Below are 22387 nucleotides of genomic sequence, written 5' to 3'. Positions count from 1 at the left end.
ACGGTTAAGGGGAAGTCAGGCCCGCAGCCGGGCCTGATGGTCGTGCGCGCGCCAGTCGGCCCGGGCGAGCCACTGCGCCTCGGGCTGGCGCGCGGCGAGGAGGTCGTCGATCTCGACCTCGTCGAACCCTGCCCGGCGCGCCATGGCGTACTGGTCGGCGATCACATGCCCGGCCGCGCGCAGCCGCCCGTCGTAGCCGAACGCCCTCAGAAGGCGCGCGAGCGTGAACCCGCGCCCGTCAGCGAAGGAGGGGAAGGCGATCCGCACCATGACGGGCGCGGCGGCGACGATCCCCGGCAGGGCGGACGGGTCGCAGTCGGAGGGCAGGTCAACCGCGCACCCGCCCGCATTCGCCGGCAAGGCGTCCCATGCGGCGCGGCAGCCTTCGAAGTCGTCCGGGCCGAAGCCCCCGTCGGTCACGATAACGCTCATGCGCGCACCGCCTTTCCATTCTCGAAGTGGATGCCGCATTCGGTCTTCCCCCGGCCCCGCCAGCGGCCGGCGCGCTCGTCCTCGTCGGGGCGCACGGCGCTGGTGCAGGGCGCGCAGCCGAGCGAGGCGAAGCCCCGCTGGGTCAACGGGTGGCGCGGCAGGTCGTGCGCATCAAGGTAGTGCGCCACCCGCTCGCGCGGCCAATGGGCAAGGGGGTTCACCTTCGTCCGGCCGCCGGCCCTCTCGAACGCCCGCAGCGCCCCGCGCCCGGCCTGATGCCGGCGCCGCCCGGTGATCCAGGCGTCGAAACCCTCCAACGCGCGCTCGAGCGGCTCGACCTTGCGCAGGGTGCAGCAGGCGTCCGGATCACGGCGGTGCAGCAGCCCGTCGCCGTCGCGTCCGAAGACCGCCGCCCGGTCCGGGGTCACGCGGCGCACGTCCCGCAGACCCAGCCGCGCTGCCAGGTCGCGCTGATAGGCCAGCGTCTCGGCGAACAGCATCTCCGTGTCCACGAAGACGACCGGCGTCTCCGCGTCGATCCGCGAGACCATGTGCAGCAGCACCGCCGAATCCGCGCCGAAGCTGCTGACCAGCGCCGTCCGGCGCGAGGGCAGGACGGTCCGCAGGATGGCCTCGGCGTCGTCGGACGCGGCCGGGACGAAGGGCGCCGCCTCAAGCCGCATCGCGCGCCGCCTCGGGGTACAGGGCTGCCTTGAACGGCGCGGGGCCGAGGCGGCGGTAGGCGTCGACGAACCGCTCGCCGGGCTCCTCGCGCAGGGCGAGGTAGGCGGTCAGCAGACGCTCGACGGCGGGCACGATCTCGTCATAGGCGAAGCCGGGGCCGGCCCTCTCGCCGATGGCCGCGTCGGGCCCGGCGCTGCCGCCCAGCGTGATCTGGTAGTTCTCGACCCCCGCGCGGTCCAGGCCGAGTATGCCGATATGGCCGACATGGTGATGGCCGCAGGCGTTGATGCAGCCCGAGATCTTGATCTGCAGCTCGCCGACGTCCCGCTCGATGCGAAGCGCCTCGATCCGCTCGGCGATGCCCTGGGCGACGGGGATGCTGCGCGCGGTGGCCAGGGCGCAGTAATCCATGCCGGGGCAGGCGATGATGTCCGAAGCCAGACCCACGTTCGCGGTGGCGAGGTCCGCCGCCTTCAGGGCCGCATGGACCGCTGCGAGGTGCGCGCGGTGAACATGGGGCAGGACGACGTTCTGCTCGTGCGAGATGCGCAGCTCGTCATGGGCGTAGCGCGCGGCGAGGTCCGCCAGCACCCGCATCTGGCCTGCCGTCGCGTCGCCTGGGGTCGCCCCGTGCTTCTTCAGCGAGACGGTGACGATCGCGTAGCCCGGGTTGCGGTGCGAGGCGACGTTCACGTCGGCCCAGGCGCGGAGGCCGGGATCGTCCGGTAGCGGGGGCACGGGCAGGTCCGCCCACTCGGGGGGCGCGAACATCGCCCGGATACGGTTCAGCAAGGTGCGGTCGGCGCCACGGAAAGCCGGGCGGATCAGCGCGAACCGCTCTTCGACCAAGCGAGAAATCTCTTCGATGCCATGCTCGTGCACGGTGATCTTGATGCGGGCCTTGTACTTGTTGTCCCGCCGCCCGAGCAGGTTGTAGACGCTGACGATCGCCTCGCAATAGGGCAGCAGGTCCGCTTCCGGCAGCCAGTCGCGCAGGACCTTGCCGATCATGGGCGTCCGCCCCAGCCCGCCGCCGACGAGGACGCGGAAGCCGATCTTGCCGTCCTTCTCGCGCAGCTCCAGCCCGATATCATGGGCGCGGATCACCGCGCGATCGGCGGCCGACCCGGTCACGGCGATCTTGAACTTGCGGGGCAGGAACTGGAACTCGGGGTGGTCCGTGGACCACTGGCGCAGCAGCTCGGCATGAGGGCGGGGATCGGCGACCTCGTCCGCGGCGGCGCCGGCGAAATGGTCCGCGGTCACGTTGCGGATCGTGTTCCCCGAGGTCTGGATGGCGTGCAGCCCGACCTCGGCCAAAGCGTCCAGCATGTCCGGCACGTCGCGCAGGCGGGGCCAGTTGAACTGGATGTTCTGCCGCGTGGTGAAGTGGCCGTAGCCCTTGTCCCACCGCTCGGCGATCTCCGCCAGCTTGCGCAACTGATCTGAACTCAGCGTCCCATACGGAATGGCTACTCTGAGCATGTAGGCATGAAGCTGCAGGTAGAGGCCGTTCATCAGCCGCAGGGGCTTGAACTCCTCCTCCGTCAGGCTGCCGTCGACGCGCCGTTCGACCTGGGCGCGGAACTGGCGGTTGCGCTCCGCCAGGAAGGCGTGGTCGGCCTCGGAATACTCATACATCGGCTTGCTTCCCGTGCGGGTAGTTGGACGGCCCGCGCGTGCGGAACGCTTCGCGGAAATGGATCGGCTCGGGCCCGTCCGGCCCGCCGCGCGCGTCGGCGAGGTAGGGGCCGACCACCTCCGCGGCCCGGCTCTCGGCGTAGAGGAGACGGTCCTCCGCGACCGCCTCGTCCTCCAGCAGCTCGGCCTCGCGATGGTCGCGCACCCAGCGGTCGTCGGCCGCCAGATAGACGACATCGCCCTCGAGCAGGTCGTTGGCGGTCAGCACTTTCGCGGCGAAGGCACGGGGCATCAGAGGGCCTCCAGGGATGGGGTCTGGGTGACCGAGCGTCGCGAAGGGGCCCCCGCCTCTCTCGGCGCCAGCCCGAGGAGGAGCACCGCCGGGCCGGCGATCCCGACGAGGGTCTCGGACAGGGTGGCGAGGGTCGCGGCGTGCACCCGCTGGTCGGGGCGCGAAGCGTTCTCGACCGCCGTGACGGGGGTGCCGGGCCCGGCCCCGTGCATCAGGAGGCGGCCCTGGATGAACCGCGCGGCCCGCTTGCCCATGTAGATCGCCGCTACCGCCCCGGGGGCGGCCAGGGCCCGCCAGTCCTGATCGGTGTAGCCCCTCGCGTCGTGCCCCGTGACGATCCGCAGGTCCGCGTTCCGGCCCCGCGCGGTCAGGGACTGCCCCAGCGCGGCCGCGGCGGCCTGGGCGGAGGTGATGCCGGGCACGATGCGCGTCTCGACCCCCGCGGCCTCGCAGGCGGAGAGCTCCTCGTCCAAGCGGCCGTAGATGCCGGGATCGCCGGACTTCAGGCGGACGACCTGGGCGCCCTTCGCGGCGTGGCCGACGATCAGGGCGTCGATCTCGGGCTGGGACATGGCGGGGCCGAAGCCGGTCTTGCCGGTCTCGACGATCACCGCCTCGCGGCGGGCCAGCTCCAAGATCGGCTGGGGAACGAGGCGGTCGTGGAGGACGACGTCGGCCTCGTCCAGCGCGCGGCGGGCGGCCAAGGTCAGGAGGTCCGGATCGCCCGGACCGGCGCCAACGAAGGTGACGCGGCCCCGTTCCGGCGCGGCGGCGAGGTGCTTCTCGAGCAGCGCGTCCAGCGCGGGGCGGACGGTCGCCTCCTCCGCGTCGGGCAGGGCGGGGCCGGTTCGGTCGTAGTATTCCGCCCAGAAGGCGCGGCGCGCGCGGCCCATGGGCAGGGCCTCGGCGGCCTTGCGGAAGGTCTTGCCGATCCGCGCGAGCGGGCCGAGGCGGGCGGGCAGCCGCGCCTCGAGATCGGCCTTGATCCGCCGGGCGAGGACGGGGGCCGCGCCTTCCGTGCCGATGGCCACGGTGACGGGGTCGCGGTCCACGATGGCGGGGGTGATGAACTGCGAGTTCTCCAGATCGTCCACCACGTTCACCAGCGCCCCGTCCGCACGGGCGAGGGCGATCGTGCGCCGGTCCTCGGCCGCGTCCTCGTCGGCGGCGTAGAAGAGGGCGGCGCAGAGGCAGTCGCCCGGGCCGAGGGGGCGGCGGACGATCCGCAGCCGCCCGGCGGCGGCCTGCCCCTCGATCCAGGGGTCGGGCGCCGCGGCATGGACCGTCAGGCTAGCCTCGGTCTTCAGCAGGAGGCGCAGCTTCGCCACCGCCGCCTCGCCCCCGCCCGAGAGGACCACGCGCCGGCCGGCGAGGTTGAGGAAGACGGGGAAGTGCTGCATGGGCGCGGTCCTCGGGTTGCACGGCGTAACCTAGGAGGATTTCCCTTCTGGCGGCACCCTGGGCTTGCGAATAAGGACGTATGTCCCGATACCGTATCGACGGGGGCATTCCGTCCCAAGACGAAGGAGTGCGCGGGATGGCGGCGCGGATCGATGCCCTGGACCGGAAGATCCTCTCGGAGCTGCAAAGGGACGCCGGTCGCTCCCTGGAGGAGATCGCGCGCGAGGTCGGCTCCTCGAAGACGCCGGTCTGGAATCGGATCCGCAAGATGCGTGAAGCCGGCATAATCGGCCCCTCGGTCGTCGTGCCCGACCCCGAGGCGTTGGGGTTCGAGGCCTGCTTCTTCGTCCTCATCCGCACCTCCGAGCACGAGGCGGAATGGCAGAGGACCTTCCTGAAGGCCCTGCGCGACCGGCCCGAGGTGCAGGAGGCGCATCGCCTGGCAGGCGACATCGATTACATCCTGAAGGTGCGCGTCGCGAACGCCCGCGCCTACGACGCCTTCTACCAAGCGCTCATCTCGGAGGTGCGGGTGCACAACGTCACCGCCCTCCTCTCCATGGAGGAGATCAAGGCGACGCACGCGCTTCCACTCTGACGGTGCGGCAGGCTGTCGCAGCTGCTTCCCCGTTCATTCAGATAGGTCTGGGGCATGCGGCTGGACCTCGACTTCGTGCGCGCCCAGTTCCCGGCCTTCCAGGAACCAGGGTTGCGGAACAGGGTGCACGCCGAGAACGCCGGCGGGTCCTTCCCCTGCCGGCAGGTGATCTGGCGCCTGCACCGTTTCTACCGGGAGCGGAAGGTCCAGCCGGGGTTCGACTACGCTGCCTCGCGCACCGCGCAGGACGAGATGGACGAAGCGCGCTGGCGCCTCGCCCCGATGCTGGGAATCGAGGTGGGCGAGCTCCACTTCGGCCCGTCGACCACGGCGAACGCCTACGTGATGGCCAACGCCGTCCGGCAGATGCTGCGCGGCGAGGGGCGTCCGGGGGTGGTGGTCGTGACCGATCAGGACCACGAGGCCAGCGGCGAGCATTGGCGCCGCCTCGCCGGCGACGGGGCGGAGGTGCGCGAGTGGCGCATGCGGGACGGATCGCTTCGGCTGGAGGACCTGCGGCCCCTTCTGGAAGGGGCCGACGTGCTGACCTTCCCGCACGTCTCGGACGTGGTGGGCGAGGTGAACGACGCCGCCGCCATCTGCGCCGCCACCCGCAGGGCCGGGGCGATGACGGTGGTGGACGGGGTCAACGCGGCGCCGCACGGGTTGCCGAACGTGCGAAAGCTGGGGGCGGACGTCTATCTCTTCAGCGCCCACAAGACGTTCGGGCCGCATCAGGGCCTGATGGCGGTGGGAAAGGAAGCTGCCTCGCGCCTGCCTTCCCAAGGGCAGGGGGATGACGCCATCCAGCCCGGCATACGCTTCGCGCCGGCGGGGGCCGACCATGCCCAGGTCGCGGCCTGCGCGGGGATCGCGGACTATCTCGACGCGCTCTACGCGCACCACGAGAAGGCCGGCAGGGACGGCGCCGGCCGCGCCGGCGTCATCGGCGGGTGGATGCGCGAGCAGGAGGTCGGTGCCATGACGCCCGTGCTGGACTGGGCCTCGGGGCGGAACGACGTGCGGCTGCTCGGGCCGCCCGGCGCGAAGGGCAGGGTGCCGACCATGGCGTTCGAGATGCCGAAGGCCGGCGCCGCATATGTCGCCCCCCTCGCCGCGCTGGGGGTGATGGCGGCGGGGCAGGGCCTTCATGCCCGTCGCACGCTCCGCGCGCTGGGGATCGATCCCGCGCACGGCGTCCTGCGGATCAGCTTCGCGCATTACACCTCCGAGGCGGACGGCGCGCGGGTGGCCCAGGCGCTGGACGCCGTGGCCTGAGCGGGAAGGCGCCCTAGCTCGGCCCGGGAGCACCGGGAAGGCCCATCGATGACAGACAGCCCCATCATCCTCTGGTTCCGCCGCGACCTGCGCCTCGCGGACAACCCGATGCTGGCCGAGGCGGCGGCGACGGGCCGGCCGCTGATCCCCGTCTTCATCCACGACGACATCGTGGCCGAGACCCCGGCGGCGCCGAGATGGCGCTGGGGCCTCGCGGTCGAGGCGTTCGGCGCGGCGCTCGGCGCGCGGGGAAGCCGCCTGATCCTTCGCCGGGGCGACGCGGCGCCCGCGCTGCTGGAGCTGGCGCGGCAGACCGGGGCGGGCGACGTCTGGTGGTCGCGCCTCTACGGGCCCGACACACGGGGCCGCGATGAGGACGTGAAGGAGCGTCTGCGCCAGGAAGGGCTGGAGGCCCGGTCCTTCGAAGGCCACCTGATGCGCGAGCCGTGGATCGCGCAGACGAAGTCGGGCGGCTTCTTCAAGGTGTTCACCCCGATGTGGCGTGCCGTGAAGGACATGGAGGTGCCAAAGCCCGCCCCGTCCCCCGACGCCCTTCGGGGGACGAACGACTGGCCCGCGTCGGACGATCTTGCTGACTGGGGCATGGGCGACGCGATGCACCCGCGCGGGATCGCCGTGGTGTCGGAGCACGTCTGCGTCGGCGAGGAGGCCGCGCGCGAGCGCCTCGCGCGTTTCGTCGCGGAGCGGATGGCGGACTACGCGACCATGCGCGACGTGCCGGGAACGGACGGCACCTCGGGCCTCAGCGAGAACCTGACCTATGGCGAGATCGGCATCCGCGAGGTCTGGCACTCGGCCCTGGGCCGGTATCGCGACCCCTCCGCGGGCGGCGAGGGGCGCGAGACGTTCCTGAAGGAGCTGGCCTGGAGGGAGTTCGCCTACCACCTCCTCCACCACACGCCGCGCATCGCGGAACGGAACTGGCGCGGGGAGTGGGACGCCTTCCCCTGGCGTGGCGACAACCCCGAGGCCGAGGCGTGGAAGCGGGGCCGCACGGGAATGCGCTTCGTCGACGCCGCCATGCGCGAGATGTGGGTGAAGGGCACCATGCACAACCGCGGCCGGATGATCGTGGCGAGCTATCTGACCAAGCATCTGATGACGCACTGGAAGCTGGGCTGCGACTTCTTCGCGGACCATCTGATAGACTGGGACATCGCCAACAACGCGCTGGGCTGGCAATGGTCGGCGGGGTCGGGCCCCGACGCGACCCCGTTCTTCCGCGTCTTCAATCCCGAGAGCCAGCTGGAGAAGTTCGACCCGGACGGCATCTATGCCGCCCGGTGGATCGCGGAGGGTCAGGACGATCCCCCGGAAACGGCGCGCGCCTTCTTCGACGCGATACCCGAGAGCTGGGACCTGTCGCCGGACGACGCCTATCCGGACCCGGTCGTCGGCGCGTCCGAAGGGCGCCGGCGCGCCCTCGAAGCTTACGAGGCCCGTGATTTCTGATCGGTGCCGCACGGACGCGCGGGGTTCGCCGGGGGCAGGCACGCGGCACCGGGCGGCTAGCATGATCGCGCCCCATTCGCGCCCCATCCGCATGCGAAGCCACCGGCGAGAGCAGCCACCGGTCCCCCGTCATGCCCACGCCCGCCAAGTTCCTCTGCGCCTTCCTCTTCGCCGGGATCGGCTTCGCGACCGTCTGGCTGGCGGCCCGCACCGTGCCGCCGGAGATCAAGCTGGACGGCCTCAACCTCGTCGCGGCCGGGATGGGTCTGACCCTCGGCTGGAAGTTCGTAGGATCGCGCGTGGGCGAGGGCCTGCGCCCGGCGATGGCGGCCGGGCTGACCGCCGGGATCCTGCTGCCGACCTTCATCCTGGCCTTCTGGGCATGGCGCATGATGCTGATCCGGTCGCTTGGATCGGTCTATGCGGACCCGCTGGAGGCGGTGAACGCCGCGATCTCCCTCGCGGTCGAGCATGCGCCGCTCGCCTTCTCGCCGGCGCTGGTCGCGACCGTCCTGGGCGGGGGCGTCCTGGCCGGGCTCCTGGCGAACCGGCTGGACCGCGCCTGGGGCTGAGGCCCGAACTCGGGGGGCGGCGGTGACGGTCGTCGAGGTCTTCCTGTTCGGCACGTTGCGGCACCCGCCCCTCGCGCGGGCGGTCTTCGGCCGGACGGTCGAGGTTCGGCCCGCCGTGCTGGCGGGCTGGTCCGTTCGCCGGGCCGCGGAGGGCGACTGGCCGGTCCTGGTGGCCGGCGGCGCGGCCGAAGGAGGGGTCGCCCGCCTCGACGGCGGAGCCCTCGAGCGCGCCGATTGGTACGAGGCCCTGTTCGGCTACCGCCGGTCCCGATGCGTCCTCGCCGATGGAACGGTCGCCGAAGTGTATCGGCCCGAGGGCGATCCGGCCGCAGCGGAGGGGTGGTCGCTGTCCGACTGGGCCACAAGCCATGGCCGGACCGCGACGCTGGCGGCGCGCGCGGCCATGCAGCGACTGGGAGAGGATCCCGCCCGGGTCGCGAAGCGCATCACCGCGATCCGCCGCCGCGCCGAAGCGCGTGCGCGGGCGGGGGACGGGCCCGCCGGGGACGTCGCGCTCCTCTCGTCCAAGCGTGTTCACGACGCCTTCTACGAGCTTCTGAACCAACGCTGGTCGGTCCCGCTCCTCGATGGGTCGGCCCGGCACGAGTTGGATCGAACGACGCTCGCGGGGTTCGACGCCGCCATCGTCCTGCCCTGGGACCGGGTGCGCGACCGGGTTATGCTGATCCGTCAGTTCCGCGCCGCGCTCGCCGTCCGGGGCGAGCGGGATCCCTTCTCGACCGAGCCCGTGGCCGGGCTGATCGACCCCGGCGAGACCCCGGAGGAGGCTGCCCACCGCGAGGCGGAGGAGGAGGGAGGGCTTCGCATCCACGCCCTCCACTCGGTCGGCGAGGGGTATCCGACGCCGGGCGGGACGACGGAATACCACTTCCTCTTCATCGGCGAGTGCGACCTGCCTGACGGCGCGGGCGGGATCGGCGGCCTCGACGCCGAGGGAGAGGACATCGAGGCCACCTTGGTCCCGGCCGGGCGGCTGGTCGCCGATGCGGTCGCGGGGCGGGTGCGGAACGCGCCGCTGCACCTTCTGGCCCTCGCCCTCGACCGGATGCGGCGCTAGCCTCTCCGTCCGAAGGAGCAGCGCATGACCACCATCCACCGCGACCTGGCGTCGGCCATCGGGAACACCCCGCTCATCCGCCTGAACGGCCCGTCGGAGGCGACGGGATGCGAGATCCTCGGCAAGGCCGAGTTCATGAACCCCGGCCAGTCGGTCAAGGATCGCGCCGCCCTCTGGATCATCCGCGACGCGGTGGCCTCCGGCGCGCTCAGGCCCGGCGGCACGGTGGTCGAGGGCACGGCTGGCAACACGGGGATCGGCCTGGCGCTCGTGGGGGCGTCCATGGGCTTTCGCACCGTCATCGTCATCCCCGAGACCCAGTCCGACGAGAAGAAGGAGATGATCCGCCTGGCGGGCGCGACCCTGCTGGAGGTGCCCGCGAAGCCCTATCGCGATCCCAACAACTACGTCCGCTACTCGGGCCGTCTCGCCGCCGCGCTGGCCGAGAGCGAGCCGAACGGCGCCGTCTGGGCGAACCAGTTCGACAACGTCGCCAACCGCCAGGCCCACGTGGAAGGCACGGGGCCCGAGATATGGGCCCAGACCGACGGCGAGGTCGACGGCTTCGTCTGCGCCGTCGGCTCGGGCGGGACGGCGGCGGGGGTGGCGATGGCGCTGCAGCCGAAGGGCGTGCGCTGCGGGATCGCGGACCCGATGGGCTCGGCCCTCTTCGACCACTACGCCCGCGGAGAGCTTCGGTCCGAGGGCGCGTCGATCACCGAAGGCATCGGGCAGGGCCGGATCACCGCGAACCTCGAAGGGTTCACGCCGGACTTCGCCTGCCAGGTCCCCGACGAGGAGGCGCTGCCCTACGTGTTCGACCTGCTGCGGCACGAGGGGCTGGTCCTGGGCGGCTCGTCCGGGATCAACGTCGCGGGCGCGGTCCGCATGGCGCGCGAGATGGGACCGGGGAACACGATCGTCACCATCCTCTGCGACTACGGCACGCGCTACGCCTCGAAGATATTCAACCCCGGGTTCCTGCGCTCCAAGGGCCTTCCCGTGCCGGATTGGCTGGAAGGACGCGACCGTGCCGACCTACCGGCGGTGTTCGAATGACGCTGCCCCTTTCCCGCGGGGGTGCCTGCCGGACGGAGGCGCCGGACGCGGCCCCCACCCGGGGTTGAGGACGGCGCGCGCCTCCTCTATCTGCGCCCGCGACGGTGGGGTGGCCGAGTGGTCGAAGGCGCACGCCTGGAAAGTGTGTAGGCGGGAAACCGTCTCCAGGGTTCGAATCCCTGTCCCACCGCCACCTTCTCTTCAAGCCCTCTCCGCGTCCGTCGCCGCGTTGCCGCTGTTCGCCATCTCGCGCGCGAGGTGCGCGGCCAAGCCGGTCAGGGCGGCGTAGTCGTCCTCGATCATCGAGACGGAGAAGTTCGACATGAACCCCGCAAAGCGGCCCTTGTCGCGGAACGCCTCGCCGAAACCGAAGGGGATCAGTCGATCCTTGAAGGCGCGGGCGACGCCGCCGATCAGGAACACGCCGCCGAAGGGCAGGTGGATGAGCGAAAGGTTCCCCGCGACGGTCCCGAGTATCTTGGTGAAGAAGCGCGCCGCCTCCTCCGCGCGCGGGTCCGAATCAAGGCTGCCCATGATGTCGGCGGCAGACTTCTCGATGGGGTCGTCCGCCTCGGCGCCCAGGAAACGGTACACCCGCTCCAGCCCGCGGCCGGAAAGCACGTCCTCGACCGCCGGGAAGCCGTGGGCGGTCTCGACGTACTTGCAAAGGCGCAGCTCGCGTTCGGTGCGGATGGGAAGGTTGGCGTGGCCGCACTCGGAAGGGGGGACGAGGCGTCCCTGCTCCGCCTCCCAGATGGGGGCGGCGTTGAAGCCCGTGCCGACGCCGATCACCAGCTTCGCGGCATGGGGCCCGGGATCGCCCGACGGGCCCGACAGGATCCGCGTTACGTTCGACGGGTCCGTGTAGCCCACCGCCTGGCCCTGCGCCTGCAAGTCGTTGAGGATCGCGACGGCCTCGGCCCGCGTGGCGCGGGCCAGGGTGGGCTTGTCGATCGCCCAATCGAGGTTGGTCATGGTGCCGACCCCGTCCCGGACCGGCCCGGCGACCGCGACCGCCGCGCCCTTGCAGTCGACGCCGTCCATGTCGTCGATGAACGCGTGGATCACCGTCTCGAGGCCGGCGTGCTCGGCGTTGCGGTAGCGGCGGATGGTCGCCACCTGCACCTGGGGGCCGACGGCGAGGGCGCAGCGCGTGTTGGTGCCGCCGATGTCGGCGACGAGGCTGAAGGTATTGGGCGTCATGGCGTGCGCCTAAGGGCATCGCGCATGGCGTGCCAAGAGGTCTTCGGCGTCCTCTCCAGGCTCTCGAAGTCGACGTGCACGAGGCCGAAGCGCTTCTCGTAGCCCAGCGCCCATTCGTAGTTGTCGAGCAGCGACCAGACGAAGTAGCCGCGTAGGTCGACGCCGGCATCCATGGCGGCGCGGGCGCAGTCCACGTGCCGGTTCAGGAAGTCGATCCGCGCGGGGTCGCGCACCTCGCCGCGGTGGACCTCGTCGGGGGCGGCCATGCCGTTCTCGGTCACGTAGATGGGGACGTCCACATGGCCGGCGACCAGCTCGAGCGTCGCCTTCAGGCCCTGGGGCCAGATCTCCCATCCCATTGCTGTGCGCTCCAGGCGGCCGGGCACGTCGTGGAGGTGCGGCCACGGGCCGTCGTTCGGCGCGATGTTCCTCCGGGTGTAGTAGTTGACCCCGAACCAGTCGAGCGGTGCCGCGATGGCTTTCATGTCGCCCTCCCATCCCCGGGGGAGGTGCGCGCCGATCCCCTCGAGGACGAGGTCGGGGTAGCCGCCGCCCGTCAGGGGCTGGAGGAAGAGGAGGTTGTAGATCGCGTGATAGCGCGCGGCCGCCTCGGCCGCCCCCGCGCTCGCGTCGGCGGGACGCGAATCCTCGAAGTTGCAGACCGCGCCGACATTGGCGACGCCAGCCCCGCGCAGCGCCTCGACCGCCCGTCCGTGGGAAGCGAGGACGTGATGTACCGCTCGCGCGGCGGCGCGCACGTCGCGCAGGCCCGGCGCGTGCTCGCCGAGGAAGTGCGACAGCCAGGCGACGCACCACATCTCGTTGATGGGGGCGACGGACCAGACCCGGTCGCCGATGCGGCGGGCCACCACCTCGGCGAAGTCGCCGAACCAGCCGGGCATGTCCGCGTTGGTCCAGCCGCCCCGATCCGAGAGGTCCGACGGCAGCTCCCAGTGGTAGAGGGTGAGGGCGGGCTTGATCCCCCGCTCCAGCATCCCGTCGACGAGGCGGTCGTAGAAGTCGAGCCCCTCGGGGTTCACCGTCCGCCCGTCCGGCATGACCCGCGCCCAGGAGGTCGAGAACCGATAGGCGTCGAAGTTCGCGTCCCGGACGAGGTCGAGGTCCTCCTCCCAGCGGTGATAATGGTCGCAGGCCGTGGCGCCGTCCTCCGCCCGGACGACGTTGCCCGGGGTGGCGGCGAAGCTGTCCCAGTGGGTCGGGCCCGCGCCGCCGAAGCGGTGCCCCTCGATCTGGTAGGCCGATGTGGCGGTGCCGAAGACGAAGCCTTCGGGAAGGTCCGCGCGCGAGAAGGTCATGCGTTTGCCCATGCTCTGGCGAGCTAGCCCGTTCTGCATGCGGCGAAAAGGGCGGGGCGTTCGGGTTGACGACACGGCTGCCGCGAGGGGAACATCGAACCGATGGCCGCGCAGACGGCCCCCGCCGGCCCGCCCGGGGCGGCACCAGCAAGGGAGGACACGAACGCATGACCCGACTTCACCTCGCCGCATCGGCCCTGGCGCTCGCCGCCGGGGGGGCCTTCGCCGACACCCATTCGGAGATGTTCACGCCGGGCGAGGGGCCCTTCAGCTGGGACAGCTACGAGGCGTGGGCCGACGGCGCGCCCGACCTGTCGGGTCAGACGCTGACCGTGTTCGGTCCCTGGCTCGACCCCGACGACGACGTGTTCCGCGACGTGCTGGCCTTCTTCAACGAGGCGACGGGCGCGGACGCGGTCTACACCGGATCGGACGGGTTCGAGCAGCAGATCGTCATCGACGTCGAGGCCGGATCGCCCCCGAACGTCGCGATTTTCCCGCAGCCGGGCCTCGCGGCCGACATCGCCGCGCAGGGCCTCCTCTCGCCCCTGGGCGAGGAGGCGGCCGAGTGGGTCGAGGAGAACTATGCCGCCGGCCCGTCCTGGGTCGCCCTGGGGACCTACGGGAACGCCGGCGGCGAGGAGGAGTTCTACGGCTTCTTCTTCAACGTCAACGTGAAGTCCCTGGTCTGGTACGTGCCCGAGAACTTCGAGGACGCGGGCTACGAGGTGCCCGAGACGATGGAGGATCTGATCGCGCTGACCGAGCAGATCGCCGAGGATGGCGAGACGCCCTGGTGCATCGGGCTGGCGTCCGGTCCGGCCACCGGCTGGCCGGCGACCGACTGGGTCGAGGACATGATGCTGAGGCTTCACGCGCCGGAGGTCTACGACCAGTGGGTCGCCCACGAGATCCCGTTCGACGACCCGCAGGTGGTCGAGGCGGTCGAGCAGTTCGGCTTCTTCGCCAAGGACGACGCGTTCGTGAACGGCGGCGCGGGGGCGGTGGCCTCGACGGACTTCCGCGACAGCCCGGCCGGCCTCTTCGCGTCGCCGCCGCAGTGCTACATGCACCGGCAGGCGTCGTTCACGCCCGCCTTCTTCCCCGACGGCACGGTCGTTGGCGAGGATGCGGATTTCTTCTACCTGCCGGGCTTCGCGGACCGCGATCTGGGCAACCCGGTCCTGGGCGGCGGCACGCTGATGGCCATCACCGATCCGTCCCCGGCGGCGACGGCCTTCATGGAGTTCCTGCAACTTCCGCTCGCCCATGAGGTGATGATGGCGCAGACGGGCTTCCTGACCCCGCATCTCGAGGTGAACCCCGAAGCCTATCAGGACGACACGCTGCGCGGTCAGGGCGAGATCCTGCGCGACGCGACGACCTTCCGCTTCGACGGATCGGACCTGATGCCGGGCGAGGTCGGCGCCGGCACCTTCTGGACGGGCATGGTCGACTATGTCGGCGGCGCCTCGGCCGAGGACGTGACGGGCGCGATCGAGGACAGCTGGTCCGAATGACGCGCCGCGGGCGGCTGCCGGGTGCGGCCGCCCTTCGCTTGACACCCTGCACGGGCGCTGGCCATCAACGGTCATGCAAGGCGCGCGAACGTGCGCTAAGATAAGGTCGCGCCCCATTCCGGAGGCGCGAAAGGGAGGATACGCATGAAGAAGGCCCTTCTCGCAGGCTCTGCCATGGCGCTCGTCGCCGGCGGCGCCGTGGCCCAGAACCTCATCTTCGAAGAGGGCGAGGGCGACCTCAACTGGGACAGCTACAACGCTTGGGCGGAGGGCGCGCCCGACCTGTCGGGGCAGGACCTGACGGTGTTCGGTCCCTGGCTCTCGCCCGAGGACGAGCGGTTCCGCAACATGCTCGCCTACTTCAACGAGGCGACGGGCGCGAACGCGGTCTATACCGGCTCGGACAGCTTCGAGCAGCAGATCGTCATCGACGCGGAGGCCGGCTCCGCCCCGAACGTCGCGGTGTTCCCGCAGCCCGGCCTCGCCTCGACGATGGCCGCGCAGGGCCTTCTGGACCCGCTGCCCGAGGGCACCGGCGAGTGGATCGCCGAGAACTACGCGGCCGGCGACTCCTGGCTCGATCTCGGGACCTATGCGGACGCTAACGGCGAGGATCAGCCCTTCGGCTTCTTCTTCAACGTCAACGTGAAGTCCCTGGTCTGGTACGTGCCCGAGAACTTCGAGGACGCGGGCTACGAGGTGCCCGAGACGATGGAGGAGCTGATCGCGCTGACCGAGCAGATCGCCGAGGACGGCGAGACGCCCTGGTGCATCGGCCTCGGCTCCGGCGCCGCGACGGGCTGGCCGGCGACGGACTGGGTCGAGGACATGATGCTGCGGCTTCACGCGCCGGAGGTCTACGACCAGTGGGTCGCCCACGAGATCCCGTTCGACGACCCGCAGGTGGTCGAGGCGGTCGAGCAGTTCGGCTTCTTCGCCAAGGACGACGCGTTCGTGAACGGCGGCGCGGGGGCGGTGGCCTCGACGGACTTCCGCGACAGCCCGGCGGGCCTCTTCGCGTCGCCGCCGCAGTGCTACATGCACCGGCAGGCGTCGTTCGCGCCCGCCTTCTTCCCCGAGGACGCCGAGGCGGGCGAGGACTACGACTTCTTCTACTTCCCCGCGTTCTCCGAGCGCGACCTGGGCAACCCGGTCTTGGGCGGCGGCACGCTGATGGCCATCACGGATGCGAACGACGCGACCACGGCCTTCATCGATTTCCTCAAGACGCCCTTCGCGAACGAGGTGATGATGGCGCAGACGGGCTTCCTGACGCCCCATTCGGGCGTGAACCTCGACGCCTACACGGACGACCTGCTGCGCGGTCAGGGCGAGATCCTGCTGGATGCCACGACCTTCCGCTTCGACGCGTCCGACCTGATGCCGGGCGAGGTCGGCGCGGGCACCTTCTGGACGGGCATGGTCGACTACGTCGGCGGCGCCTCGGCGGAGGACGTGACCTCGGACATCGAGCAGTCCTGGCCGCAGTGAGGCCTATGCGGGGCGTGCCAAGCCCCCTAGGGTCGTGAGAAAGGCCGGTCCGGGGCGCCGCCCCGGGCCGGCCCAACGAGAAGAAGAGGGCACGGGAAGACCCGGCCCCGACACGGGAGGGAACGGCCATGAACCCCGCCTTGCAGGGTCTCATCACGATCATCGTCGGCGTGGGGGGATGCGTCGGGTACTTCTACCTTTCGAACATCGTCCTCGACAGGTTCATCTTCCCGCCCAAGGCCGGCGACGCGGGCCGCAACATCCGCCGCGCGGAGGCCGTGCGCCCCTGGCTCTTCCTCTTCCCGGCGATGTTCGCGCTGGGGCTCTACCTCGCTTATCCCGTCTTCGAGACGCTGCGTCTGTCGCTGTCGAACCGCCTGCCGGGCGGCCGGTCCGAGTTCGTCGGCTTCGAGAACTACGCCCAGATGTTCGGCGAGCCGAAGTTCGGTGAGGCGCTGCGCAACAACATGCTATGGCTGGTCGTGGTGCCCGCGGCCTCGACCGCGATCGGGCTTCTGGTCGCGCAGCTGACCGACCGGATCAGGTGGGGGACGGTCGCGAAGTCCCTCATCTTCATGCCGATGGCGATCTCGTTCGTGGGCGCGGCCGTGATCTTCAAGCTGATCTACGAGGCCCGCGCCGCCGACGCGCCGCAGATCGGCATCCTCAACGCGGTCTGGCTGCAGTTCGAAGGGGGGATCGGCTCGTTCCTGTTCCTGCGCCTGCTGCCGATCATCCTCTTCCTCGGGTTCGCGGCGATCCTCGCCTACGTCGCCTGGATCCTCGTCCGCCCGATCCTGCGCGGAGACGGCGGAGGGGCGGGCGCGGTGATCGGCCGGCTGTTCGCCGCCCTCGTCATGGTATGGCTCGGCGCCGAGGCCGTTCTGCAGGCGCTGGACGTGGCGACGTTCGAGTTCGACTACGGCCAGCCGCAGACATGGCTGACGATTCCGTTCTGGAACAACTTCTTCCTGATGATCGTGCTGATCTGGATCCAGACCGGCTTCGCGATGGTCATCCTCTCGGCCGCGCTGAGGGGCATCCCGGAAGAGACGGTCGAGGCCGCCATCGTGGACGGCGCCAACCCGTTCCAGGTCTTCTTCCAGATCAAGATCCCGCAGATCATGGGCACGATCGTCGTCGTCTGGACGACGATCACGATCACGGTGCTCAAGGTCTTCGACATCGTCTTCGCCATGACCAACGGCCAGTGGGAGACGCAGGTCCTGGCGAACTACATGTACGACAAGCTGTTCCGGGCGAACGATTGGGGAATCGGCTCGGCCGCGGCGATGATCATCATGCTGCTGGTGACGCCGATCCTGGTCTGGAACGTCTACAACGCCCGCAAGGAGATGCGCTGATGGAAAGTCGCATGGCCGGAACGAAGCGCGGAGGGCGGGTCTAGTGGAAGACGGAATGGCAGGCCAGAAGTCCACGCTGACCTGGGCGGTCCACATATCGGTGGCGTTCCTCGTCCTGCTCTGGGTGTTCCCGACGGTGGGGCTGCTCGTCAGCTCGTTCAGGACGGGCGACCAGATCGGCACCTCGGGCTGGTGGGCCGCGCTCCTCCCGCAGGAGCAGGTCGTTCAGTTCCGCACGCTCGATCCTGACGACGCGCGCGTGCCGGTCGGAGACCTGTTCGTCGTGGAGGGCGACATCTTCGAGGGCGGCGAGCCCCTGGACATAGCGGCCTACGGCACCTCGTCCCGTGCGGTGGGCGCGTTCGAGCCGGGCGAGGTCAGCGAGATGGGCGAGGGCGAGACCCTCGTGCTGAACCCCGACGGGTCCTACGTCTGGACCGGCACGGACGACCAGATCTCCGGCCGGGGGCAGCGCATCTTCGCGACCGTCACTTCCCCGCCTGAGTTCACGACCGCCAACTACGAGTTCATGCTGCTGGACGAGCGCAATTCCGAAGGGATGACGAGGGCGTTCTTCAACACGCTGACCGTGGTGATCCCGGCGACGATCATCCCCATCCTGATCGCGGCCTTCGCGGCCTATGCGCTGGCGTGGATGGACTTTCCCGGGCGCGCGCTGCTGGTCGCGGCGGTCGTGGCGCTGCTGGTCGTGCCGCTGCAGCTCGCGTTGATCCCGCTGCTGAAGCTCCACAACGAGATCGGGATCGGGAAGGGCTATCTTGGGGTATGGCTCGCGCATACGGGGTTCGGGATGCCGCTCGCCATCTACCTGCTGCGGAACTACATGGTCGGGTTGCCGCGCGACATCATCGAGAACGCGAAGGTCGACGGGGCGACGGACTTCCAGATCTTCACGAAGATCATCCTTCCGCTGTCCTTCCCCGCGCTCGCGTCCTTCGCGATCTTCCAGTTCCTCTGGACTTGGAACGACCTGCTCGTCGCGCTGGTGTTCCTGATCGACTCGTCCGGCCAGACGACGGTGATGACGCGCCAGATAGTCGAGCTGCTCGGAACCCGCGGCGGCGACTGGGAGATCCTGGCCACCGCGGCCTTCATCTCGATCGTGGTGCCGCTGGTCGTGTTCTTCGCGATGCAGCGATACCTCGTGCGCGGCATCCTCGCCGGTTCGGTGAAGTGAGAAGCGGGCTTGCGCCGGCACGCATGACGGGGAAGGGGGACGTCATCCCCCTTCCTGCGTAGGGACGCTGCAAGTGAACGCACAGACCGAGACGAAGCCCGCCGACGCACCTCGTGCGGACGCCGACTGGTGGCGCGGCGCCGTGATCTACCAGATCTACCCCCGCTCATATCAGGATAGTTCGGGCGACGGGATCGGCGATTTGGCCGGGATCGCCAGGCGCATCCCCTACATCGCGTCGCTCGGCGTGGATGCGATCTGGATAAGCCCGTTCTTCACGTCGCCCATGAACGATTTCGGCTACGACGTCAGCGACTATCGCGGCGTGGACCCGATGTTCGGCACGCTCGGGGATTTCGACGCTGTGGTGGCCGAGGCCCATGCCAACGGCCTGAAGGTCATGATCGACCTCGTGCTCTCGCACACCTCGGACGAGCATCCCTGGTTCGTCGAGTCCTCGGCCGACCGGACGAACCCGAAGGCCGACTGGTACGTCTGGGCCGACGCCAAGCCCGACGGCACGCCGCCCAACAACTGGTTGTCGATCTTCGGCGGCTCGGCATGGGAATGGGATCCCGGGCGACAGCAGTACTACCTGCACAACTTCCTCATTTCGCAGCCCGACCTGAACTTCCACGAGCCGGCGGTGCAGGACGCGCTGCTCGACGTGGCGCGGTTCTGGCTGGACCGGGGGGTGGACGGATTCCGCCTCGACACGATCAACTTCTACTTCGCGGACAAGCAGCTGCGGGACAATCCGCCGCTCGCGCCGGAGTACCGGAACGCGACGATCGCGCCGGCGGTGAACCCCTACAACCACCAGGAGCATATCTATTCGAAGAACCGCCCCGAGAACCTCGTCTTCCTCAGGCGCTTCCGCGAGATGATGGATGCCGCGCCCCATCCCACCGCCGCCGTGGGCGAGGTGGGGGACGCGCAGTTCGGGCTGGAGCTGCTGGGCCAGTACACCCGCCGGGGCGAGGGCGTGCAGATGTGCTACGCCTTCGAGCTTCTGTCGAAGGACCAGCCGACGGCGCCGCGCATCGCGGAGGTGTTCCATCGGCTCGACCGGGTGGCGGCGGACGGCTGGGCGTGCTGGGCCTTCTCGAACCACGACGTCGTGCGGCACGTGACGCGCTGGCAGCTGTCGCACGACGCCCGGCGCTGCTTCACGACGCTGATGATGTGCCTGCGCGGGTCGGCCTGCATCTACCAGGGCGAGGAGCTGGGCCTGCCGGAGGCCGAGATCGCCTTCGAGGACCTGCAGGACCCCTACGGCATCCGCTTCTGGCCCGAGTTCAAGGGCCGCGACGGCTGCCGGACGCCCATGCCCTGGGACGCGCAGGCCCCGAACGCGGGATTCACGGACGGCACGCCCTGGCTGCCGGTGCCCGAGGCCCATTACGAACGCGCCGTCTCCGCGATGGAGCGCGACGAGGAGAACGTCCTTCATCACTACCGCCGGGCGATCGCGCTGCGGCAGGCGCATCCCGTGCTGCGGGGCGGCGGGCAGTCGCGCGTCGAGGCGCGGGGCGATCTGCTCTGGTTCACGCGCGAGGACGGTGAGGAGACGATCTTCTGCGCGTTCAACCTTGGCGAGGCGCCCGCATCGGTTACGGTGCCCGAAGGAGAATGGGAGAACCTCGGCGGCGGCGTGCTCGGCGCGTCGACCTCCACGGACGGGTCGGCGGCGCTGGAGGCTTGGCAGCCGCTGATCCTGAGGAAGCGATAGACCGGGCCCGGCTCGGCAAGGGAGGGAAGAATGGCGGATCTCAAGCTGACGGACGTCGGCAAGACCTATGGGGGCACGGTCGAGGTGCTCAAGCACATCGACCTGGAGATCGAGCAGGGCGAGCTGATCGTCTTCGTCGGCCCCTCAGGCTGCGGCAAATCGACGTTGCTGCGGATGATCGCCGGGCTGGAGAGCATCAGCCACGGCACGCTGGAGATCGACGGCGAGGTGGTGAACGACGTCCCCCCCTCGCAGCGGGGCATCGCCATGGTGTTCCAATCCTACGCGCTCTACCCGCACATGACGGTGCGGGACAACATGACCTTCGCGCTGAAGATCGCGAAGAAGTCCCGCGAAGAGATCGACGCCGCGGTCGACAAGGCCGCCCGCATCCTCCAGCTCGAGCCCTATCTCGACCGGCTGCCCAAGGCGCTCTCGGGCGGCCAGCGCCAGCGGGTCGCGATCGGGCGGTCCATTGTGCGCGATCCGAAGGTCTACCTCTTCGACGAGCCGCTCTCGAACCTCGACGCGGCCCTGCGGGTCGCCACGCGGATCGAGATCGCCCAGCTGAAGGAGTCGATGCCCGAATCGACCATGATCTACGTGACCCACGACCAGGTGGAGGCGATGACGCTGGCCACCCGCATCGTGGTGCTGGCGAACAAGGGCATCGCGCAGGTGGGGACCCCGCTGCAGCTATACGAGACGCCCGAGAACGAGTTCGTCGCCCAGTTCATCGGCTCGCCCTCGATGAACCTTCTGGCGGGCGAGATCACGAACACCGGCCCCCAGACGACCGTCGCCCTGGCCGGCGGCGGGACGGCGGTGTCCAACGTCGCTTCGCAGCCCTCGGACATGGGAATGAAGGTGAACGTCGGCGTCCGCCCCGAGGACTTCGTCGCGGCCGGCGAAGGCGGCGACTTCGTCTATCAGGGCCGCGTCGACATCACGGAGGCGCTCGGCGAGGTGACGCTGCTCTACTTCGAGGCCGAGGGCGAGGCGCCGCCGGTGATCGCGAAGCTTCCCGGCATCCACGAAGGATTGCGGGGCAACGTGGCGCGCGTGCGTGCGGACCCCGCGAAGGTCCACATCTTCCACGACGGACGGTCCCTGGCCTGGCGCGACGGCACGCCCGGCAGGCCGGTCGCGGCGGTCGCTTGAACCCTCTGAAGGCGGCGCTGCGGGCGGGCCGCCTGCAGAGGGGGCTGTGGCTCGCCACTGCGTCGGACACGGTCGCCGAGGTGGCGGCCGGCGCGGGCTTCGACTGGCTGCTCATCGACGCGGAGCATGGGCCGAACGACCCGCTGTCGATCCTGTCGCAGCTGCGGGCGATCGCCTCCGGCACGTCCCTGTCGGGGCAGGGGCCGGAGCCGGTCGTGAGGGTGTCGCGGCTGGACGAGGCCGAGATCAAGCGCGTGCTCGACCTCGGGTGCAGGTCCGTCCTCGTGCCGATGGTGAACACGCCCGAGGCCGCGGCCGCCGCCGTCGCCGCCGTCCGCTATCCGCCATCGGGCCGGCGAGGGGTCGGCGCGGGCCTCGCCCGGGCGAGCGGATACGGAACGAACCCCGCCTACGTGGCGGAGGCAGACGCGGATCAGTGCCTGATCGTCCAGGCCGAGACGGCCGAGGCGCTGGGAAACCTCGACGCCATCGCCCGGACGGAAGGCGTCGACTGCGTCTTCGTAGGGCCCGCCGACCTGTCCGCCGACCTGGGCCACCCCGGCGCGCCGGACCACCCGGAGGTGCTGGCCGCGATCGACGGCGCCATCGAGACGATCCGCGGCGCGGGAAAGGCGGCCGGCATCGTCGACTTCACGCGCGAGGCGCACCGCCGCTGGGAGGGGCGGGGCGTGATCTTCCTCGGGCTGGGGGGCGACACGGGCTGCCTGCAGGCGGGCATGGCGGCCTTGCTGCAGGAATAGGCGTGCGCCCCGCCCAGATCGGGCGGGGCTGCCGGGTCCGCGCCCGCCCCAGCGCGTTTCGCGCTAGCCGGACGCATGGAGCGGACGCCCCTCACCCTCGCGATCCCGCTGATCGCGATCGGCGCCCTCACCG

At 70.4% G+C, this 22387-nt stretch carries 20 protein-coding genes and 1 tRNA gene; 14 read left to right on the top strand and 7 right to left on the bottom strand.

The window, feature by feature from the left end:
- Positions 1 to 15: 15 nt before the first annotated feature.
- From BCF33_RS04465 to cysG, 5 genes are read right to left on the bottom strand one after another with little or no spacing between them, the layout of a single operon-like run.
- Positions 16 to 432: a DUF934 domain-containing protein gene (locus BCF33_RS04465; RefSeq protein ID WP_106159681.1), complete on the bottom strand. Its 417-nt coding sequence runs from the start codon at positions 430 to 432 to the stop codon at positions 16 to 18.
- Complete coding sequence (locus BCF33_RS04460) at positions 429 to 1115, bottom strand: phosphoadenylyl-sulfate reductase (protein ID WP_106159680.1); 687 nt, start codon at positions 1113 to 1115, stop codon at positions 429 to 431. The genes BCF33_RS04465 and BCF33_RS04460 overlap by 4 nt, the downstream gene beginning before the upstream one ends.
- Complete coding sequence (locus BCF33_RS04455; RefSeq protein ID WP_106159679.1) at positions 1105 to 2757, bottom strand: nitrite/sulfite reductase; 1653 nt, start codon at positions 2755 to 2757, stop codon at positions 1105 to 1107. Before BCF33_RS04455 ends, BCF33_RS04460 begins: the two co-directional genes overlap by 11 nt.
- On the bottom strand, positions 2750 to 3049 hold the full coding sequence (locus tag BCF33_RS04450; protein ID WP_106159678.1) for a DUF2849 domain-containing protein: 300 nt from the start codon (positions 3047 to 3049) through the stop codon (positions 2750 to 2752). The genes BCF33_RS04455 and BCF33_RS04450 overlap by 8 nt, the downstream gene beginning before the upstream one ends.
- Positions 3049 to 4449 carry a siroheme synthase CysG gene (cysG, locus tag BCF33_RS04445; protein WP_106159677.1) on the bottom strand — a complete coding sequence of 467 codons (1401 nt, stop codon included), beginning with the start codon at positions 4447 to 4449 and terminating at the stop codon, positions 3049 to 3051. The genes BCF33_RS04450 and cysG overlap by 1 nt, the downstream gene beginning before the upstream one ends.
- Before the next feature lie 137 nt (positions 4450 to 4586).
- On the opposite strand from cysG, the gene BCF33_RS04440 reads away from it, so the two are divergent.
- The 7 genes from BCF33_RS04440 (at position 4587) to BCF33_RS04410 (ending at position 10701) form a co-directional block, all read left to right on the top strand.
- On the top strand, positions 4587 to 5048 hold the full coding sequence (locus BCF33_RS04440; RefSeq protein ID WP_106159676.1) for an Lrp/AsnC family transcriptional regulator: 462 nt from the start codon (positions 4587 to 4589) through the stop codon (positions 5046 to 5048).
- Positions 5049 to 5102: 54 nt separating this feature from the next.
- Entirely contained in the window at positions 5103 to 6326 is a 1224-nt protein-coding gene (locus tag BCF33_RS04435; protein ID WP_106159675.1) for an aminotransferase class V-fold PLP-dependent enzyme, read from the top strand.
- A gap of 48 nt (positions 6327 to 6374) precedes the next feature.
- Positions 6375 to 7799 carry a cryptochrome/photolyase family protein gene (locus tag BCF33_RS04430; protein WP_106159674.1) on the top strand — a complete coding sequence of 475 codons (1425 nt, stop codon included), beginning with the start codon at positions 6375 to 6377 and terminating at the stop codon, positions 7797 to 7799.
- A 131-nt stretch (positions 7800 to 7930) separates the two neighbouring features.
- Positions 7931 to 8371 carry a TrgA family protein gene (locus BCF33_RS04425; RefSeq protein ID WP_106159673.1) on the top strand — a complete coding sequence of 147 codons (441 nt, stop codon included), beginning with the start codon at positions 7931 to 7933 and terminating at the stop codon, positions 8369 to 8371.
- A gap of 22 nt (positions 8372 to 8393) precedes the next feature.
- Positions 8394 to 9449 (top strand): NUDIX domain-containing protein, encoded by a 1056-nt coding sequence (locus BCF33_RS04420; RefSeq protein WP_106159672.1) that lies wholly within the window; start codon positions 8394 to 8396, stop codon positions 9447 to 9449.
- 24 nt (positions 9450 to 9473) lie between these two features.
- Positions 9474 to 10508 (top strand): cysteine synthase A, encoded by a 1035-nt coding sequence (locus BCF33_RS04415; RefSeq protein ID WP_106159671.1) that lies wholly within the window; start codon positions 9474 to 9476, stop codon positions 10506 to 10508.
- 103 nt (positions 10509 to 10611) lie between these two features.
- Positions 10612 to 10701, top strand: a tRNA-Ser gene (locus tag BCF33_RS04410).
- A gap of 8 nt (positions 10702 to 10709) precedes the next feature.
- Here BCF33_RS04410 and BCF33_RS04405 read toward each other — a convergent pair.
- Positions 10710 to 11711 carry a glucokinase gene (locus BCF33_RS04405; protein ID WP_106159670.1) on the bottom strand — a complete coding sequence of 334 codons (1002 nt, stop codon included), beginning with the start codon at positions 11709 to 11711 and terminating at the stop codon, positions 10710 to 10712.
- On the bottom strand, positions 11708 to 13027 hold the full coding sequence (locus tag BCF33_RS04400; RefSeq protein ID WP_106159669.1) for a GH1 family beta-glucosidase: 1320 nt from the start codon (positions 13025 to 13027) through the stop codon (positions 11708 to 11710). Before BCF33_RS04400 ends, BCF33_RS04405 begins: the two co-directional genes overlap by 4 nt.
- Positions 13028 to 13194: 167 nt before the next feature.
- Between BCF33_RS04400 and BCF33_RS04395 the strand changes: the two genes are divergently transcribed.
- From BCF33_RS04395 to BCF33_RS04365, 7 genes are all read left to right on the top strand, one after another.
- Positions 13195 to 14547 carry an ABC transporter substrate-binding protein gene (locus BCF33_RS04395; RefSeq protein WP_106159668.1) on the top strand — a complete coding sequence of 451 codons (1353 nt, stop codon included), beginning with the start codon at positions 13195 to 13197 and terminating at the stop codon, positions 14545 to 14547.
- Positions 14548 to 14691: 144 nt separating this feature from the next.
- Entirely contained in the window at positions 14692 to 16038 is a 1347-nt protein-coding gene (locus BCF33_RS04390; protein ID WP_106159667.1) for an ABC transporter substrate-binding protein, read from the top strand.
- Between the two features lie 128 nt (positions 16039 to 16166).
- Positions 16167 to 17402, top strand: a complete 1236-nt coding sequence (locus BCF33_RS04385) for a carbohydrate ABC transporter permease (protein ID WP_106159666.1) — start codon at positions 16167 to 16169, stop codon at positions 17400 to 17402.
- 55 nt (positions 17403 to 17457) lie between these two features.
- Entirely contained in the window at positions 17458 to 18600 is a 1143-nt protein-coding gene (locus BCF33_RS04380; protein WP_106159665.1) for a carbohydrate ABC transporter permease, read from the top strand.
- 73 nt (positions 18601 to 18673) lie between these two features.
- The gene (locus tag BCF33_RS04375; RefSeq protein ID WP_106159664.1) at positions 18674 to 20332 is read left to right on the top strand and encodes an alpha-amylase family glycosyl hydrolase; all 1659 of its coding nucleotides are present in this window, start codon (positions 18674 to 18676) and stop codon (positions 20330 to 20332) included.
- A 30-nt stretch (positions 20333 to 20362) separates the two neighbouring features.
- On the top strand, positions 20363 to 21493 hold the full coding sequence (locus tag BCF33_RS04370; RefSeq protein WP_106159663.1) for an ABC transporter ATP-binding protein: 1131 nt from the start codon (positions 20363 to 20365) through the stop codon (positions 21491 to 21493).
- Entirely contained in the window at positions 21490 to 22254 is a 765-nt protein-coding gene (locus tag BCF33_RS04365) for an HpcH/HpaI aldolase family protein (RefSeq protein ID WP_245883718.1), read from the top strand. The genes BCF33_RS04370 and BCF33_RS04365 overlap by 4 nt, the downstream gene beginning before the upstream one ends.
- Positions 22255 to 22387 lie beyond the last annotated feature (133 nt).

Origin of the sequence: Hasllibacter halocynthiae, assembly GCF_003003095.1 — a bacterium.
Taxonomy (GTDB): Bacteria; Pseudomonadota; Alphaproteobacteria; order Rhodobacterales; family Rhodobacteraceae; genus Hasllibacter; species Hasllibacter halocynthiae.
This window is presented reverse-complemented; position numbering and strand designations above follow the sequence as displayed.

Bases quoted from the DNA above. Each gene is read 5' to 3' on its own strand.
- BCF33_RS04465 (WP_106159681.1), bottom strand. From the start codon at position 432: ATGAGCGTTATCGTGACCGACGGGGGCTTCGGCCCGGACGACTTCGAA.
- BCF33_RS04460 (WP_106159680.1), bottom strand. From the start codon at position 1,115: ATGCGGCTTGAGGCGGCGCCCTTCGTCCCGGCCGCGTCCGACGACGCC.
- BCF33_RS04455 (WP_106159679.1), bottom strand. From the start codon at position 2,757: ATGTATGAGTATTCCGAGGCCGACCACGCCTTCCTGGCGGAGCGCAAC.
- BCF33_RS04450 (WP_106159678.1), bottom strand. From the start codon at position 3,049: ATGCCCCGTGCCTTCGCCGCGAAAGTGCTGACCGCCAACGACCTGCTC.
- cysG (WP_106159677.1), bottom strand. From the start codon at position 4,449: ATGCAGCACTTCCCCGTCTTCCTCAACCTCGCCGGCCGGCGCGTGGTC.
- BCF33_RS04440 (WP_106159676.1), top strand. From the start codon at position 4,587: ATGGCGGCGCGGATCGATGCCCTGGACCGGAAGATCCTCTCGGAGCTG.
- BCF33_RS04435 (WP_106159675.1), top strand. From the start codon at position 5,103: ATGCGGCTGGACCTCGACTTCGTGCGCGCCCAGTTCCCGGCCTTCCAG.
- BCF33_RS04430 (WP_106159674.1), top strand. From the start codon at position 6,375: ATGACAGACAGCCCCATCATCCTCTGGTTCCGCCGCGACCTGCGCCTC.
- BCF33_RS04425 (WP_106159673.1), top strand. From the start codon at position 7,931: ATGCCCACGCCCGCCAAGTTCCTCTGCGCCTTCCTCTTCGCCGGGATC.
- BCF33_RS04415 (WP_106159671.1), top strand. From the start codon at position 9,474: ATGACCACCATCCACCGCGACCTGGCGTCGGCCATCGGGAACACCCCG.
- BCF33_RS04405 (WP_106159670.1), bottom strand. From the start codon at position 11,711: ATGACGCCCAATACCTTCAGCCTCGTCGCCGACATCGGCGGCACCAAC.
- BCF33_RS04400 (WP_106159669.1), bottom strand. From the start codon at position 13,027: ATGACCTTCTCGCGCGCGGACCTTCCCGAAGGCTTCGTCTTCGGCACC.
- BCF33_RS04395 (WP_106159668.1), top strand. From the start codon at position 13,195: ATGACCCGACTTCACCTCGCCGCATCGGCCCTGGCGCTCGCCGCCGGG.
- BCF33_RS04390 (WP_106159667.1), top strand. From the start codon at position 14,692: ATGAAGAAGGCCCTTCTCGCAGGCTCTGCCATGGCGCTCGTCGCCGGC.
- BCF33_RS04385 (WP_106159666.1), top strand. From the start codon at position 16,167: ATGAACCCCGCCTTGCAGGGTCTCATCACGATCATCGTCGGCGTGGGG.
- BCF33_RS04380 (WP_106159665.1), top strand. From the start codon at position 17,458: ATGGCAGGCCAGAAGTCCACGCTGACCTGGGCGGTCCACATATCGGTG.
- BCF33_RS04370 (WP_106159663.1), top strand. From the start codon at position 20,363: ATGGCGGATCTCAAGCTGACGGACGTCGGCAAGACCTATGGGGGCACG.